This window comes from Verrucomicrobia bacterium S94 (assembly GCA_004299845.1).
GTDB lineage: Bacteria > Verrucomicrobiota > Kiritimatiellia > Kiritimatiellales > Pontiellaceae > Pontiella.
On sequence record CP036201.1, the window covers coordinates 3,438,434 to 3,453,884 of the forward strand.

The 15,451-nt window shown below is 48.9% G+C and carries 23 protein-coding genes; 11 read left to right on the top strand and 12 right to left on the bottom strand.

The window, feature by feature from the left end:
* Positions 1-253: 253 nt before the first annotated feature.
* Positions 254-520: an ATP-binding cassette domain-containing protein gene (locus EGM51_15175; protein QBG48678.1), complete on the top strand. Its 267-nt coding sequence runs from the start codon at positions 254-256 to the stop codon at positions 518-520.
* Here the strand turns inward: EGM51_15175 and EGM51_15180 are convergent.
* The 3 genes from EGM51_15180 to EGM51_15190 are packed head-to-tail and all read right to left on the bottom strand — an operon-like array spanning position 497 to position 2,697.
* Positions 497-2,083, bottom strand: coding sequence for an IS66 family transposase (locus EGM51_15180; protein ID QBG48679.1), 1,587 nt, complete (start codon positions 2,081-2,083; stop codon positions 497-499). The genes EGM51_15175 and EGM51_15180 overlap by 24 nt on opposite strands.
* Before the next feature lie 51 nt (positions 2,084-2,134).
* Positions 2,135-2,485, bottom strand: a complete 351-nt coding sequence (locus EGM51_15185; GenBank protein QBG48680.1) for a transposase — start codon at positions 2,483-2,485, stop codon at positions 2,135-2,137.
* The gene (locus tag EGM51_15190) at positions 2,479-2,697 is read right to left on the bottom strand and encodes a hypothetical protein (GenBank protein QBG48681.1); all 219 of its coding nucleotides are present in this window, start codon (positions 2,695-2,697) and stop codon (positions 2,479-2,481) included. The genes EGM51_15185 and EGM51_15190 overlap by 7 nt, the downstream gene beginning before the upstream one ends.
* Before the next feature lie 18 nt (positions 2,698-2,715).
* Between EGM51_15190 and EGM51_15195 the strand changes: the two genes are divergently transcribed.
* From EGM51_15195 to EGM51_15215, 5 genes are all read left to right on the top strand, one after another.
* Positions 2,716-4,101, top strand: a complete 1,386-nt coding sequence (locus tag EGM51_15195; protein ID QBG48682.1) for an ATP-binding protein — start codon at positions 2,716-2,718, stop codon at positions 4,099-4,101.
* Positions 4,102-4,239: 138 nt separating this feature from the next.
* Positions 4,240-5,112, top strand: coding sequence for a hypothetical protein (locus tag EGM51_15200; protein QBG48683.1), 873 nt, complete (start codon positions 4,240-4,242; stop codon positions 5,110-5,112).
* Between the two features lie 142 nt (positions 5,113-5,254).
* Positions 5,255-5,440 carry a BrnT family toxin gene (locus EGM51_15205; GenBank protein QBG48684.1) on the top strand — a complete coding sequence of 62 codons (186 nt, stop codon included), beginning with the start codon at positions 5,255-5,257 and terminating at the stop codon, positions 5,438-5,440.
* On the top strand, positions 5,437-5,655 hold the full coding sequence (locus EGM51_15210; protein ID QBG48685.1) for an antitoxin: 219 nt from the start codon (positions 5,437-5,439) through the stop codon (positions 5,653-5,655). The genes EGM51_15205 and EGM51_15210 overlap by 4 nt, the downstream gene beginning before the upstream one ends.
* A 111-nt stretch (positions 5,656-5,766) precedes the next feature.
* Positions 5,767-6,180 (top strand): glyoxalase, encoded by a 414-nt coding sequence (locus EGM51_15215; protein QBG48686.1) that lies wholly within the window; start codon positions 5,767-5,769, stop codon positions 6,178-6,180.
* A 69-nt stretch (positions 6,181-6,249) separates the two neighbouring features.
* Here the strand turns inward: EGM51_15215 and EGM51_15220 are convergent, their stop codons facing one another.
* The 8 genes from EGM51_15220 to EGM51_15255 all read right to left on the bottom strand — a co-directional run bounded on the left by EGM51_15220 (position 6,250) and on the right by EGM51_15255 (position 10,556).
* Complete coding sequence (locus tag EGM51_15220; protein QBG48687.1) at positions 6,250-7,278, bottom strand: DUF1679 domain-containing protein; 1,029 nt, start codon at positions 7,276-7,278, stop codon at positions 6,250-6,252.
* Positions 7,279-7,385: 107 nt separating this feature from the next.
* The gene (locus EGM51_15225; GenBank protein ID QBG48688.1) at positions 7,386-7,691 is read right to left on the bottom strand and encodes an XRE family transcriptional regulator; all 306 of its coding nucleotides are present in this window, start codon (positions 7,689-7,691) and stop codon (positions 7,386-7,388) included.
* A 16-nt stretch (positions 7,692-7,707) separates the two neighbouring features.
* Positions 7,708-8,040 (bottom strand): type II toxin-antitoxin system RelE/ParE family toxin, encoded by a 333-nt coding sequence (locus EGM51_15230; protein ID QBG48689.1) that lies wholly within the window; start codon positions 8,038-8,040, stop codon positions 7,708-7,710.
* 40 nt (positions 8,041-8,080) lie between these two features.
* Complete coding sequence (locus tag EGM51_15235; GenBank protein QBG48690.1) at positions 8,081-8,626, bottom strand: NUDIX domain-containing protein; 546 nt, start codon at positions 8,624-8,626, stop codon at positions 8,081-8,083.
* Positions 8,613-9,188 carry a sugar O-acetyltransferase gene (locus tag EGM51_15240; GenBank protein ID QBG49324.1) on the bottom strand — a complete coding sequence of 192 codons (576 nt, stop codon included), beginning with the start codon at positions 9,186-9,188 and terminating at the stop codon, positions 8,613-8,615. The genes EGM51_15235 and EGM51_15240 overlap by 14 nt, the downstream gene beginning before the upstream one ends.
* 2 nt (positions 9,189-9,190) lie before the next feature.
* Positions 9,191-9,676 (bottom strand): HIT domain-containing protein, encoded by a 486-nt coding sequence (locus EGM51_15245; GenBank protein QBG48691.1) that lies wholly within the window; start codon positions 9,674-9,676, stop codon positions 9,191-9,193.
* A gap of 95 nt (positions 9,677-9,771) precedes the next feature.
* On the bottom strand, positions 9,772-10,131 hold the full coding sequence (locus EGM51_15250) for a DUF3800 domain-containing protein (protein QBG48692.1): 360 nt from the start codon (positions 10,129-10,131) through the stop codon (positions 9,772-9,774).
* Entirely contained in the window at positions 10,128-10,556 is a 429-nt protein-coding gene (locus EGM51_15255) for a DUF3800 domain-containing protein (protein ID QBG48693.1), read from the bottom strand. Before EGM51_15255 ends, EGM51_15250 begins: the two co-directional genes overlap by 4 nt.
* Before the next feature lie 84 nt (positions 10,557-10,640).
* On the opposite strand from EGM51_15255, the gene EGM51_15260 reads away from it, so the two are divergent.
* Positions 10,641-11,744, top strand: coding sequence for a hypothetical protein (locus tag EGM51_15260; GenBank protein ID QBG48694.1), 1,104 nt, complete (start codon positions 10,641-10,643; stop codon positions 11,742-11,744).
* A 182-nt stretch (positions 11,745-11,926) separates the two neighbouring features.
* Here the strand turns inward: EGM51_15260 and EGM51_15265 are convergent, their stop codons facing one another.
* Positions 11,927-12,487 carry a hypothetical protein gene (locus tag EGM51_15265; protein QBG48695.1) on the bottom strand — a complete coding sequence of 187 codons (561 nt, stop codon included), beginning with the start codon at positions 12,485-12,487 and terminating at the stop codon, positions 11,927-11,929.
* Positions 12,488-12,902: 415 nt separating this feature from the next.
* Between EGM51_15265 and EGM51_15270 the strand changes: the two genes are divergently transcribed.
* The 4 genes from EGM51_15270 (at position 12,903) to EGM51_15285 (ending at position 15,416) form a co-directional block, all read left to right on the top strand.
* Positions 12,903-13,580 carry a YggS family pyridoxal phosphate-dependent enzyme gene (locus EGM51_15270; protein ID QBG48696.1) on the top strand — a complete coding sequence of 226 codons (678 nt, stop codon included), beginning with the start codon at positions 12,903-12,905 and terminating at the stop codon, positions 13,578-13,580.
* Between the two features lie 222 nt (positions 13,581-13,802).
* On the top strand, positions 13,803-14,600 hold the full coding sequence (locus EGM51_15275) for a pyrroline-5-carboxylate reductase (GenBank protein QBG48697.1): 798 nt from the start codon (positions 13,803-13,805) through the stop codon (positions 14,598-14,600).
* Entirely contained in the window at positions 14,593-14,856 is a 264-nt protein-coding gene (locus EGM51_15280) for a hypothetical protein (protein ID QBG48698.1), read from the top strand. The genes EGM51_15275 and EGM51_15280 overlap by 8 nt, the downstream gene beginning before the upstream one ends.
* Positions 14,853-15,416 carry a hypothetical protein gene (locus tag EGM51_15285; protein ID QBG48699.1) on the top strand — a complete coding sequence of 188 codons (564 nt, stop codon included), beginning with the start codon at positions 14,853-14,855 and terminating at the stop codon, positions 15,414-15,416. The genes EGM51_15280 and EGM51_15285 overlap by 4 nt, the downstream gene beginning before the upstream one ends.
* Positions 15,417-15,451: the final 35 nt, after the last annotated feature.

Genomic DNA, 15,451 nt, shown 5'->3' on the forward strand with positions numbered 1-15,451 from the left:
TGCGTCGGGAACGCCGTTTTGTTATTGCTTCCCTTTTCCTCTTTCTGAAAAAAGTAAATGCAGCGCAAAAAGATTTTTTCAATCCAAGTCTTTAAGTTGTTATGGGCATGCTCTACACTGCATTTCATTCATTGACGGAACCGGTTACCGGGGATATACAGCGCGGACTGCTGAATGCATACATCGATGCAACGTATACTCCATACATCGCATCCGTTTAACACACTGTTATGTAAAAAAATAAAGGACAAATATGGCCTCTGAAATAAATAGAATACGCGATCAATTTCAATCAGGGCTTTGGCCTCAGTTTGTTGAGCACATAGAGCTTGAAAACCTAAGAAGTTGGAAACAACAGGGAGTAAACTTTAAGTTCCCAGTAACAGCGGTTGTTGGAGAGAATGGAACAGGAAAGAGCACCTTACTCAAAGCTCTTGCTTGTGCATATGAAAATCCTGTTGATGTGAAAAAAAGTAAGCGTCTTTTGGATCACCCCCTATGCAGCCTCGCGAGATGCTGATAAGGTCTTGGATGATGGAGCAGGTTCGGCGTTTTCCCGGCGCGCCTTCCATTGGGCTGGCGTCCAGTCGGGGGCATCCCGACTGTCCATGGTCGGCAGGGCGTCCAGGACTTCTCTCAGATAGTCGGCGGGGTTGATATCGAGTTTGCGACAGGTTTCGACCAGGCTGTAAATGACTGCGCTGGTCTGTCCGGAGTCCGGGCTGCCGAAGAACAGGAAGTTCTTCTTGCCGATGGCCGTGGGCCGGATGGCATTCTCCACGAGGTTGTTGTCGATTTCCAGGCGGCTGTGATCGACATAATGAGTGAGGCTGTCCCACCGGCTCAGAGTGTAGCGAATGGCTTCGCCGAGTTTGCTTTTCGGGAGCTGACGTGTCTTTTCTCGCTCCAGAATGGTTTTCAGTTTTTCCAGGATGGGTGATGCGTCCTTCTGACGAACTGCGGATCGGTCGAGTTCAGGCGTCTTCCGCAGGTCGGTTTCGATGCGGTAGAGCTTGGCGATGTGTTTGACGATTTTGCGCGAGATGGAGTCGCCGGCCTCTACGAACTTGCGACGTGCATGGGCCCAGCACCCTGCATGGATGATGGATTCTTTTTCTTCAGTGTGGTCCGGTTTATTCAACCAGCATGGATACGCTTCGTAGCCGTCGCTTTGCAGATAGCCGGAAAAATCCGTGAGCATTCCGTCCAGACACTCATTGGCCCGGCTTGCGAACCATTCGAACAGCGCGCCGACCCCCGGGCTGTGATAAACCCATAGGTATCCGTTAGGACAGTAGTCCTTTTGCTTGTCCTGATGCTTGATAACAGTTTCGTCGGCCTGAATATATCCACTTTGTCGAATTTCATTTCGAAGGGATTCATAAATCATCGTCAGCCAATTGGCCGTCAGATACATCCAGTTGCCCATCGTTTTCCGACTGACTTCGATATCGTACCGATACTTTAAAATCCATTCCTGTCGATACAGGGGAAGATGGTCGCAGTATTTGTTCAGAATAATCTGTGCGATGAGTCCGGCTGAGGCATAGCTGTTTTGAATCAGTCGCTCCGGGGCCGGGGCAATCACCGGAGCGGCTTCACGATCATCGATCAGGACATATTTTTCGCGGACAATAATACGACGAAAGTAACGGGACGGAACCACGTCGAGTTCTTCAACCGTTTCTTCGCCAATTTTCTTATAGAGCTCCGGTTCTTCCTGTACTTCATCCGGAATGATCACAACCCGTTCAACAGGCAGATCTTCCGGCACCCGTTCTTTCAGTGGTTTACGTTTCCCGCGACGAGAGTCTTTTGGATCCTCCGGTTGCGGCATCTCATCCGCCGACTCTTCGGCCTCCTCCAGCTGCTTCTGCAATGCGTAGAGTTCTTCAAAGGCCAGCTCCATCTGATCCGGACTCAGTTTTTCCGAACTGCGCCCGAACAGTTTCTTCAGCAGATACTGAACCTTCTCTTCCAGGATTTTTATTTTGGATTTAAGCTGCTCACTTTCGGATTCGAGCGCTTCAAAAGAAGCGCTCTTCTCCAGCAGCAGATCGAAGTTTTCCCGATTAAAATCCATGGGATGTATTATACCAAAACCCGGCGGAAAATCTGATAGAAACTTCAATAATTATCGCTGATACCACGGCTTGAGAGAGCCGCGTCTGAGATCCACTCCGTCCAGTAGAAGCGATAGGGATTCCGGGGCAAGCTCCAGCTTTTTATCATCGCCCGTTACGCCTTTCGGCCAGGTAAAGCGCCCCTGCTCCAACCGCTTAATCATCACCCACATTCCCGTTCCATCCCAGTAAAGCGATTTGATCAAGGTTCTTCGCCGGTTCGTAAAAACAAACAACGCCCCGGAACAGGGATCTTCCTTCAGTTGTTCGAGCACAACGGTATGCAACCCGTTAAAACTCTTCCGCAAATCAACCGGCTCCACGGCAAGAAACACCCGCAGCGATCCTGTTAGGCTCAGCATTGTGCAGCCTCACGAAACACTGTCCCCAATGCCGAGGGAGAATCCACCTGCATGCGAACCTCCACCTGATTGGGGAAACAGACCCGAACTTCCAGTCTCGGAGTAGGCAGATTCACTTGAACTTCCTGCATCGGCGGTGAGTTCTTGCGCTCTTTTGCGAGCCAGCTGTAGAACGTCTGCAGATTGATCTCGTGCTCCGCACAGAACTTCACCGCCGAAAGGCCGCTCCGATGAAACTGAGCTACGAACTCCTGACGAACTGCCGCGCTGCGGTAAACTCGTCTCCGACATGTTTCTTGAGTATTGTTATCCATGCCGATACCGTATCAGCGAATCGCAAGCCTGACTACGGGGTCGACGAAGAGACGTTTACGAAAAAAACATACTATCCATCTCAATTTTTCATTGATACTCAGTGGGAAACTTTAACGAATTGCAAAATATCATACAGAGTAAAGCTGGGTGATACGATTCGATCATTCAATATCAGAAAGCCTTCCCAAAGGTGGAAATATCCCAAGGAACGGTTACAGCGAAATGTTTTCATTTTAGACATATCCAGAACACTCCCTTTAGATGCTACCGTTGGATATGCTAAGTTAGCAAAACAAGCGCAAGAAGAGGTTTCTGATGTAGCATTAAGCAAAGAGAATAGAGATTATTTATCCTTTATTCTAGGAAGAAAGTATTCAAGCGCCAGATTCGCAACCACAGACTTTGATGATAGTAAGCAAGTCGGCTTGCTTACACGTGAGTTTGGAGAAATGTCTCAATTTCATCAAGGCGCAGGAGAAGATGCTACGCTTGACTTGTTTCAGTTATTCGAGACTCTTCCAAATCATTCTCTACTGATTATTGATGAGGTTGAAGCATCGCTTCATCCCAAGGCGCAAAGGCGCTTAACTAAATACCTCTTGTCTCTTTCTAGATTAAAAAGAATTCAAGTCGTTCTTAGCACCCATAGCCCGTATGTTTTAGAAGAATTACCTTCTGAGGCAAGAATACTCCTAACTCCAAATGAGCAAGGTTCAATAAGTGTTGTTCCCAATGTTTCAACTGAATTCTCAATGAGTAAAATGGATGATTCTGATAATCCCGAATTGCACATATATGTTGAGGATAGTGACGCTCAAATTTTAGCTTATGAAATATTGAAAAAGCATGATCCTGACGATCAGGTTTTGCCTAGAGCAAAATGCGTAGTAGTCGGGCCTGCCAATGTTGTTCAGACTATGGGTATGCTGTCACATAGAAAACAGCTTCCCTATTCTGGATTAGGTTTACTAGATGGTGATATCGAGGAATCTGAAGGATGCATCAATTTACCAGGCACGACACCACCAGAAATACTGGTTTTTAATGATCTAAAAATAATGAACTGGCCAAATCTAGATTCGAGATTTGGTGTCGGAGCAGGAACTTTGTTTACAATCCTCGACGAATCAATGCTAGAGCCTGATCATCATAATTGGACAAGAATCGTCGGAGATAAAATCCGAATGAGCGCGAAGAACGTATGGCAAATACTCTGCAAGGAATGGGTTTATGAATGTATGGATCAAACAACTGGAGAAACAATAAAAGAAGCCATTCTTGCTAAACTCAATGCAGCATAACAGTGCACATAACCAGTGGTTGGAGCCTACGCATAAAACGTCCGCAGTTTTAATGTTTGAGAGCATACATCTAAACCACTCTCCACCCTCTGCGAGGCTCACCCATAACGTTCGCAAGAAAAATATGAGGATCAAAAGATGAAACGACTATTTCTCCTAACTCTTTCTTTGTTTAGCATGTCCGCAGTTTTGGCAGCTGATTACCGTCTATTCACAGATCAGGATGGTCGAACAATAGAAGCAAAAATTATCAAGCTCGATGCGAGCATGAAGAAGGTAACGCTTGAGCGAAGGAATAAGAAAAAAGCCACTGTTCCTGTCAATGTTTTCTCAGAAGAAGACCAAAAATATATATTAGCGTGGAAGCCAGATACTTCTTTAAGGGAAGCTCCGCAAACTGAAAACCCTAAGCCATTGAAAAAAAGTGAGCTAAAACAAATTGCGAAGAGATATGAAGAGGAAATGAATAATAAGGAGTGGCGTATAAGCGACAGCAGGTCGATCTACGTACTTCAGGTATTGAACGATGCAAAATACTATTATGATGTCGGTACAAAGACCATCAGCGTGATCGATATTGAAGACTCTGCGTTCGAATTAGAACTGGAAATTAATGCAACTCCAAAAAGAAATGTAGTAGAGCAAGGTAAACACGATAGAGTTTACCGTGGCTGGGCTATTCTCTGTTCCAATGGAGATGTTAAGTACAATTCATTTATCAACCCTCACCCTGTCGAAATAGCAACTCATGTCATATCAAAAACAGGATGGAAGTATAAATTTAAGGAACCAATCGATATAGGAGCCTTTGTAGGCACATTAGAGTCATGTGGCATTCCAACATTTAATTTAACCTCTAACAGCACAAGAGAAGATTTAATTGATGAAGTACCTAAAATTGCTGACTGGGTAATGGAAAATGGACACAAACACGACACAACACAGCCTATCGCCTATTACCCTGAAGATTTAATTGAAGATAAATTAAAGAAGGTTGATCAGTACTTCTAACCAAGGTTTGATTAATGGAAAAACATACAAGGATACAGAGAAACACAGGGGAAGGACTCTGTGTTCTCCGAGTCCTCCAGCGGAGAGGGGATAAAAATATACCTGGATGTTTTAGCAAACCGTATTCTTTGATGAATCCGCGATGGAGTTTTTCAACTCTGACCATTCAGAAATTGAAGATCGATTTTTACTCTTAGGTCAGAGTTTCAGTTTAAGAACATTAATGGTGTGTCACTGTTACAGAGAAGATGAATCGGTAATCCGAATCATCTCTGCCCGAAAAGCAACGACCAAGGAACGAAATATTTACCGGAGGAACAAGCGATGAAAAAAGAATATGATTTAGAAAATATGGAATGGAGAAGAAATCCATACGCCAAACAGTTGAAAAAGCAAATCACAATCCGGATGGGTGTTGATATTATTGATTACTTTAAATCATTGGCAGAGGAAACGGGTATCCCCTACCAAAACCTGATCAATTCATACCTTCGTGATTGTGTTGTCCATCACAAGAAACCATCCATGAAATGGGCATCATAAAATTCGCAGAACCAGTGGTTTGAGCTGACACGGTATGACGCACAGTTTTCATGCCTGAAGTTTTAACCCCGTGTCAGCTCACCCATAACGTTGGAACGAAAGGGAAATGAAATGATCGTTAACACATTGTCGGCATGCATAGCCACAGAGAAGGTTGAAGAATCACGCGATTTCTATGTGAAGTATTTCGATGCCGAAGTCACATTTGATTGCGGGTGGTATGTGAATCTGCAGTTTGGAAAAGAAACATCGGAACTGCAGTTTATGGCCCCTCAAGATCCCGCTCCGCCGGCCTGTAATCCGGCCGGGTTGATTTATAATTTTTCCGTAGATGATGTTGATTCAGAATATCAACGTCTCACGGAGGCGGGCCTCACTCCGGTTATGCCTCTCGAAGATCATCCCTGGGGCGATCGAGGCTTTTCCGTCCTCGATCCCAATGGAGTCAGCCTTTACATCTTTTCTGAACGAGAACCCTCTGAGGAATTCAAACACTATTACAAAAACCCGGTGGGTGACGTTTGAGCGGCAGCAACAGCTCGAGGAAAAACTGAGCACCGTGGATTCGTTGTCATTCCTGCATTCGCTGGCGGTTTACAGCTGTTCCAGCACTTCGCGGGCGAGCCGTTTGCTGTAGGCATGGATTTTCCAGTGCCCCGGACTCCAGCCCTGCAGGAAGCGGAAAAAATCGGTCCAGGCCACGGGGTACAACGCGCGCCAGTTTTTTTCCAATGATTGGAAGTCGATGTTTTTTCCGCGTTTTTCCAGCGCCTTTTCCAGGCATTGGAAATAAACATCAAGCAGCCGGGTTTCCTGCTGTTCGCATTCATCTTCGCTCAGGCAGCTGCTGATAAAATAGGCAACGTCTTTCATGCCGCACCCGCCGCCGACATATTGAAAATCGACCGCCGCGACGTCCCCGTTTTCCGCAAAACAGAAATTGGCCAGTTTGGCATCGCCGTGCACAAAGGTCTGGAAGGGCGAATTTTTCAGTTGCTGATCGATCGCAGCGGCGGCGTTTTTCAGCTTCAGATCATCGAGTTCCTGCAATTCGTCGGGGCGGGTTTCGAGGTGCCAGTAGGTGCCGGTTTTCCAAAGGTTGGAAGGTTCCTCGTGCATAAACTCGGCGTGAAAGTGGGCGAGCCACGAAAGGCAGGTTTCGATGTCGTCCTGCGTCACATGGCTTTTCCGCAAATGAAACCCGGATGCATCGAGGTCTTCCATCACCATGAACACTTCATCGCCGCGGGTTTCGAGGGCATAGCATTCCGGAACGCGGCAGGAATCATCGCAGCGCGTGGCGAAATCGCGATAAAACGCAGTTTCCACCTGATAGGATTTCACTTTGCGTTCGTGCGAACGTCCCGTATTCCAGCCGCGCGGATGGCGGTTTGATGTCGGCCACTGCACATGTTTGACGACGACGCTGGCAGGGGTAGGGCGCGATCGCCGAGCGCGCTTATCGGTACCGGGAACAGCCCGGCGGTCTGTTCCTACCTCATATTCCAGGCCTACACGCACAATTTTTCCATAGCCGCTCCACAGATTCTGGATGATTGCCGATTCAGCAAGCGCGGAAGCGCCGGTGGCATTCAGGGTGATTTCTGTAAAATGTTGATTCATATGGCGGGGGAGCGTTGCAGAATCCAGGACGATAGAAAAGAAGAGGGCAGGAAAATCATGCAGCGAGAAGCGGTGTTTTGGAGTACTCCGACCCTTGAAGGCAGGGTTCAGAGGGCATGTTTGAGTTCGCCGGGAGTTGCTCCGAGTGCGAGATTGGCACGCACAAGCAGATCGATGGATACAGTTTTTTCAGCGTGTTCCATCTTCGCGAAACGGCTCTGACTGGTGTGCATCAGTTTAGCGGCCTGGCTCTGGGTAAGTTTTTTCGACTTCCGTTTTTCACGTAGGTGCTGGCTGAGGGCGCGCTTAATTTCGATATAGGCCATCTCCTCATCGGTCAGATTCAGGAATTCCTGTGCATCTCCTACGGTAAATCCAGCAGCTTCAAGTTTTTTTATTTTTTCGGCGTTCATGATGCTTTTCTCCTGTCTAGATCAGATCGTATTGTTTGAGCCTGCGTTTGCTTTCGTCGACCACTCGCTTGGGTGTTTGCTGTGTTTTCTTTTGAAATACATCAGCAATGACGATGGCATCAGGATCTATACGGTAGACAATTCTCCAAATCGAATTTTCATCTGTGATTCTCAACTCATGGCACCTTTTCCCGATTGCGGGCATTGGGCGTGAATGGGGCAGGGAGAGACGAATTCCTTCCTGCAAATCTCTCAGCAGGCAGCCAGCTTCAATCCGGGCTTCCTTGCTGAGGGGTGGCGTTTTAATTTCGCCCTTCAGCCATACAAGCGGTTTGGGGTGCTTGTTCATGGTTATAAATATGTCATATATGACATATTCCGCAAGTTCTTTATGGCAGCAATTGAAGCCACTTCCGTTTCATGCGAAGCATGGATTCTTCATGGGTAAATTTTTCCAGGGATTGGATGTCGACCCATTGGAGATCGTGCGATTCTTCGGATACGATGTAGTCCTCGTTTTCCAGACATTGGAACACAAAGCGGATATCGTGGTGAAAATGTGCCGGTTCATTTTTACGCTCAGGAATCCGGTGAATATCGATGTCGAAGATTTCGGGATTCCACAGGGTCAGATTGCGGATGCCGGATTCTTCGAGGGCTTCCAGCCGGGCGGCATCGATGATGTCGGTGTTGCCGTCGGCATGTCCGCCGAGCTGCAGCCACATATCGAGTTTTCTGTGATGGGTGAGCAGGACGTGCGTTCCCGCCTTATTCACCAGCCAGGCGGAGCCGGTAACGTGGCCAACCTGCAAAGAGCGTTCAAAACAGTCGGGATGGGTTTCAACAAAACCGATCAGCCGGTCCGCTGTGTCTTTTTCATTCGGCCACGTTTTGCGATAGTTCCGGAGTCTGGAAAGCAGGTCATTGCGGTGCATCGTTTTCCTCAATGTTCCGGATGACCTTTGCAGGATTGCCTACGGCCAATGCATCGGAAGGGATATCCTTTGTGACGACAGAACCGGCTCCGATCACCACGCGGTCACCGATCGTGACGCCCGGAAGGACAATGACGTTCCCGCCCAGCCAGCAGTCTTTGCCGATGGTGATGGGTTGGCCGAATTCCAGTTCGGCCGCCCGCTGCGTGGCGGATAAGGGATGGCCGGCGGTGTAGAGCTGCACATTCGGGGCGAAAAGGGTCCGTGCACCGATGCGGATTTCGCAGACATCGAGAAAAACGCAGTTGAAATTCAGGTAAACCTTTTCTTCGCAGTGAATATTATAGCCGTAATCGCAATAGAAGGGCGGGGTCACATAAATATCATCCGCGCAGTTGGGCAGCAGCTTCCGAAGGGTTTCCCGGCGTCCTTCGGGGTCATCGAACTGCTCGATATTCATTTTTTTCAGCAGCGCCCGGGCCGTTTCGCGTTCGGCAGCCAGTTCGCCGCCCATGGAATAATAGGGTTCGCCGGCGAGCATTTTTTCTTTTTCGGATTTCATCATCAGGCCGGATTAAAGAGGGGATAAAGAATATCATACTGTTCGAGCAGGGCCTGCGGCATCACGCGGGTGTCGGCCAGCACCGGCATAAAATTGGTGTCACCGGTCCAGCGCGGTACAATGTGCTGGTGGATATGATCCTTCAATCCGGCTCCGGCGGGTTCGCCCAGATTAAACCCGAGGTTGAGGCCTTGCGGATGCAGTTCCGCCTTTAAAATATCCACGGCTTCGGCGGTGAGATCCATCAGTTCCAGCCGCTCCTCCGCCGTGAGATCCGACAGATTGTCAAGGTGGCGGTACGGAGTGACCATCAGATGCCCGGAATTATAGGGATAGCGGTTCATGACCACGGCACAGGTTTTTCCGCGTTTAAGCAGCAGGTTTCCACGGTCGTCGTTTTCCGCAAACATGCGGCAGAGAAAACAGCCGCCTTCTTTTTCGCCCAGAATGTATTCAATGCGCCACGGCGCCCAGATCGTTTTGTTCATATTTTCTGCTCTACAGTTTTACTTGCATTCATTTAATAAAATCGATTTATTCAATTTGAACCACTGAAAGCGCGAATGCGTCGTAGGTGGTGTTTTTATTTAGGGTACATGACAATTCCAAATGGATTATCGGTCGACGCTTCCGTATTGAGCGTAGGTTTAATGAGCTCTAACCAATCCTCGATTTTCTCTGAAGTGACTAAATCAGGAATACGATTCCCGAATTTATGGCCTATCTTTCCCAAAGAATACAAGTGAACTATGTAAGAGATGAAATCGGAAATCTGTATGAAGTACGATTCCTTGGAATCCTTTTGTAAGGGGTCTTCTATTAAGCTTTTGATTTCTTCTCTGTAAGGGGCATTTCCGAATCTACTCGGTATATAATTTATTCGTTGTATTTTCCGTGAAGTCTTACGCATCTTACCAACCCTACCTGGGTCAGTAATTATCATAAACCTCTTTTCGGGCCGATTTTCTGAAGATGATTCTCAATACGTTGAATTGAGTAGGTGAATGCTCTGTCTAATATCTCGTACTTCAGACTTCTAATATTTGGTTTAAGGATAGCGACATTGACGACATCAGCTTGAAGGCCGGCAATCATTTTGTAAAAGAGATCCATGATCTCTATCCGTTCAGCATCAGATAGATTTAATTGTCGATAGGGTTGTTTGTTTAACAGAAATTTCTTTGTGTGCATTTCCCATTTAACTGGAAATGCAAAATCAGTATGAAGCTGTTTTCGGAACGAGTGGACATGTTCATAGTTCGATTTCCAATTCTGAAAATGAGTGTAAACCGTTGATAGTACGAAAAGCGGTGATGAATAGTCAGGAAATCCATCATCACCAGCTTCATCATAATAAGCTAAATACATATCAATACCTGATGCAGTATAATTTCATTTTCAAATGCGGAGATTAAATCATATCTTCCGGGGATTGGAAGTTTGGAAGGACCTATGGCGGACAACGTATATTTTTACTGCGGAAACGATGAATACCTGGTGGCGACGAATGCGCGCAAAAAGGTGGATCAGATCTGCCCTGCGGAGGAGCAGTCGCTCTCGCTGGAAGTGATCGACGGCAGTGCATCGAAGGTGGACGAGGCCATTGCGGCGATTGATCAATGTGTGGCGGCATTCCGGACCGTGGGGCTTTTCGGCGGCAGAAAAGTGGTCTGGCTGCGCGATGCCGGGTTTCTTAAAAATCAGGTCATGATGAAGAATGCCGATGTGAAACGGCTGCTGGCTGAACTTTCCAATGACCTGAAAGCGGGGCTGTCGCCGGACCAGTTTCTGATAGTTTCCGCGCCGGGGATTTACAAGGTTTCGGGTTTTTATAAGGCGATTAAGGATATCGTTGAATTCGAGGAGTATGATATTCCCGAACGCGACTATGAGGCGCGGCCGGTGGCGTTGAAACGGGCGAAATCGTTGTTTAAGCGCGAAGGGTACAGCATCGATTCCGATGCGATGGATCTGTTCATTGACCGCGCCGGTTTTGAAACCCGTCAGATCATGAATGAGGTGGAGAAGCTGGTGCTCTATAAAGGCGAGGATAAGAACATCGTATTGCAGGATGTACAGCTGATGACGGCGGCTTCTCATGAAGCGGTGGCCTGGGATTTTACGGATGCCATCGCCGAACGCAAACTCGGGGAGGCGATCCGGATTTTCCGGCAGCTGCTGTTTCAGAAACAGACGGCAATCGGTCTGATTATCCAGATCGAAAATCTGTTTCAGAATCTGCTGCGCTTCCGGGAATATATGGAAATCGGCTGGTTGCGCATGAACGGCAACCGGATTCAGTGGGCGAATGATCCAGAGATTGATGACTATTTTGCGGCTATGCCGGATGATCCGCGGAAAATGCACTGGTTCCGGGCTTCGAAATTTGCCAACCAGGCGGCTCCCTACACGGTCGCCCGCCTGGCGGCGAGCAAGCGGCTGGTGGTGGATACCCACGAAAAAATGCTCTCCGGCGGCGGCGCTGTTTCGCATGAGCTGATGCTCGAAACGCTGCTGGCCAAACTCTGTGCCCCACCGCGGCGCCGGCGTGCCTGATGCGGGTTGGCTTCCGGCTACACCCTTCGGATGAAAAAACGTTGTAGGCCCGGTCCCCGACCGGGTGGTCCGTGCATTATCCTGCCTGAAGACAATGATTCGGGGTTGATTTTGTGCGACGAAAAAAAACCGCCTCCGATGAATCGGGGCGGCTTTTCCTATGCGTTTAATTCAGGGCTGAATTATTCGCCGAAGGTCCAGTTGGCAATAATCATGCCTTTTGAAAGATCACTCGGGAAATCGGTAAACCATTCGTTGTCGGAAATAATGTTTACGAGACCGAGCTGGAACAGGTTATGGGCGGTTTCTGCATAGTTTACAAATCCCCACTGGAAGGCTCCGTCCACTTCTTTACCGATATTCACGAAGCCCAGCTGTGCGCCGGTCAGTGCTTGTGCATAGTTTACAAATCCCCACTGGAGACCGACGAATTCGCCGGAGGCATAGTTGACCAGACCGAGGGAAGCACCGGTGTAGTCTTCTGCGTAGTTGTAAATGGTCGGAAGGAATACGAACCATTTCACGCCTACACTGTCGCCGGTTGAACCGTTTACAAAACCGAACTGCCACTGGAATTCCGGGCTTGGGTTTTCGTTCCAGACCCCGATCGATACCCCTTTGATTTCAGTTGCACGATCCTGAAGGGCGATATCGGGGGTCAGCGAAAGCTGGAAACCTGCGGTTTCAGCAAACGATCCTGCGGTGAGTGCACACGCTGCAGCTGCAATCATCAATTTTTTCATACTCTCTTCTCCTTATGGTTTACGTACTACTTATGAATTCAGTGCATAAGAGCATAGGAACAACAGAAAGAGACTGCAACCGCTTTTCATTTATTTTACGGGGTGAAGGTTACATCTATTTGTCGCAATCACATGTTTGGCGCCAGGTATTGTAACGTGTAGAGGGGAAGGGTGTTAGCTTATTCAAGCTTCGGTCGCTTGGCGGAATACTTCCGGTAAACGGGGATGACGGCCCGAAGGACTGGATGTCGGATCCGGTTGTTTTAAGCGGGATATGTGCTCCGATCTGCAGAGCCGGCTGAAATTCCGCTGTAGTGTTTTCGGTATGATATGAAGCTGGTGAGTTTCGCGGTTTTCCTGCTTTATTCGCCCTCGATTCCCCGGTAAAGCTGTTGGGTCGAAAAGGACGTGAATTATGGAAACAACATTTGCAGATCGACTGGAACTGGTGGAGCAGCGGATTCGCGCCGCCTGTGAAAAAGCGGGGCGGGCGCGTGAAGAGGTGACGTTGCTTGCCGTCTCCAAAACCAAACCGCCGGAAGCGGTGCGCGAGGCCGCGGAATGCGGGCTGCGGCTGTTCGGTGAAAATAAAGTGCAGGAGGCGCAGTCGAAAATTTCGATGTGTCCTTCCGGGCTGGAGTGGCATCTGATCGGACATCTTCAGAGCAACAAGGCCAGGATAGCGGCCAATCTGTTTCATATGATTCATTCGGTGGATTCTCTGAAACTGCTTCAGACCCTGGACAACCATGCAAACACTACATTGCCGGTATTGCTCCAGGTTAATATTGCGGGTGAGGCGGCGAAGTATGGTTTAAAACCCGACGAAGTGGCCGGAGTCATTGAGGCCGCCAACCGGATGAGCAAATGCGAGGTGCACGGTCTGATGCTCATTCCGCCGTTTTCGCCGGATCCCGAAAAAACGCGCGCTCATTTTGCCGACCTCCGTAAACTGCGCGATCAGCTGCAGGACGAAACCGGCACGCCGCTGCCTGAGCTTTCCATGGGGATGTCGCACGACCTGGAAGTGGCAGTTGAAGAGGGCAGCACCTGGGTCCGCATCGGCACCGATCTGTTCGGGCATAGAGACTGAATAACCTCAGAGGACACCGAGAGCTCAGAGAATGGATAAGGATCCACTAACTGAAAAAGTTATAGGTTGTGCCGTTGAAGTGCATCTGACTGTCGGCTCGATAGGTTGTTGAAGGTTCTTTAAGTTCAATGTTGTGTGCTTAATAGACGGTATTAAACGTATAAGTAATTAATCAAAACACCCTCTGTGCTCTCTGTGGCCTCTGTGGTAGAAAGTTTCATTATGAATATTGTATTTATCGGAGCGGGTAACATGGCTGAAGCCATTGTTGCGGGAATCATCAGACAGAACGTGGTAGAACCGTCGGACGTCTGTGTAACGGATATCAGCGAAGAGCGGCTTGACCATTTTTCGCAACAGTACGGTGTCGGCCGTTCCACGGATAATGCTGCCGCGGTGGCGCAGGCGGATGTGGTGGTGCTTTCGGTCAAACCGCAGATTTTTCCGGACGTCTGGCCGGGAATTGAGGGTGCACTTAAATCCGATGCGCTGGTCGTCAGCATTATGGCCGGGATTCCCTCCGCAAAAATCGCCAAAGATAAACCGATCCGTGTGGTGCGGGTGATGCCCAATACGCCGGCGTTGATCGGTGAAGGGGCAGCGGGCATCGCCGCCGGTGAATATGCCACGGAAGCCGATGTAAAAATCGCAGAAAAACTGCTCGGTGCGGTTGGAGTTGCCGTGGTGGTGAAAGAAGAGGAAATCGATGCGGTAACGGCGCTGAGCGGCAGCGGCCCGGCCTATGTCTTTTATCTGCTCGAAAGTATGCTTGAAGCCGCGGAACAGATGGGGCTCGAAAAAGGAGTTTCCCGCGATCTCGCACTCGCAACCGTCATTGGAGCCGCAAAGCTGATGAAAGAGTCGGGTGAGGATGCGGCCGATCTGCGAGCAAAGGTAACGTCGAAGGGCGGCACCACACATGCCGCGATTTCCACAATGGAAGAACACGGCGTGAAGGATTCCGTTGTTGCGGCACTCAAAGCTGCGCAGACACGGTCCGTCGAACTGGCAAATGGCTAAAAAAAAAGCAGCTCCACCGAAAAAGAACCGCTGGCAGCGGTTTAAACGCAACGCCGTAACGGCGCTGATCATTCTGATTATTCTCTATATCGGCGGCCATGTGATTTCGCGGCTCGAGGGAACGCGGCAGGCTATTGCGGATAAACTTTCCAACGGCAGCCGCCAGCCGATCTCCATCGAAAAAGCCGGTATGACACTCTTGTGCGGGCTGCGGCTTCAGGGGGTCCGTTTTCAGGGGTGGAAATACCCGATGTGAAAATGAAGTTCAACGGGCTGTTCTTTCTTTCCAAAGAGACGCCGTTTGTGCGGGAATTAAACATCAGGGATATGGAAATGACGTTCCGGCAGGTTCCGTCGACCGGAAACTGGGAACCGCTGATTCTCAGCGGCATCGGTCGGCGGCTCGGGGCCGTGGTGGGGTTTCACCCGCCGGATAAACCGGATGATTCGCTGCCCGAATTTCCGCCCTATGCCATCAATACCAAAACGCTGCTGCAGCTCGAAAACGCCAAAGTGGTCTGGAAAGATGTCAACGGGCGCGAGGTGGCCTATATCACCGATGCCCATCTTCGGTTTAAAACCGGCCGTTTTATTAAACGCAAAGTGATCCAGACTATTTTTCAATGCGAGCATCTGAAGCTGGCCAACGGCCGGAGTCTCCGGAAGTTCCGTCTTGAAGCTTTCAGGGTTGACGGCTCTCCGTGGGTCACCGTCATGGATATGGCGGATATTACCGGACAGTATGAGGAGTTTGCCACCGCTACTCTCTGGCAGGATTTGAACAATCATCTGAACCTGCTTTCCTCGATGCATTGATCCCGGCTTTCCTCAGCTTTCAATGGTTTTCAGTT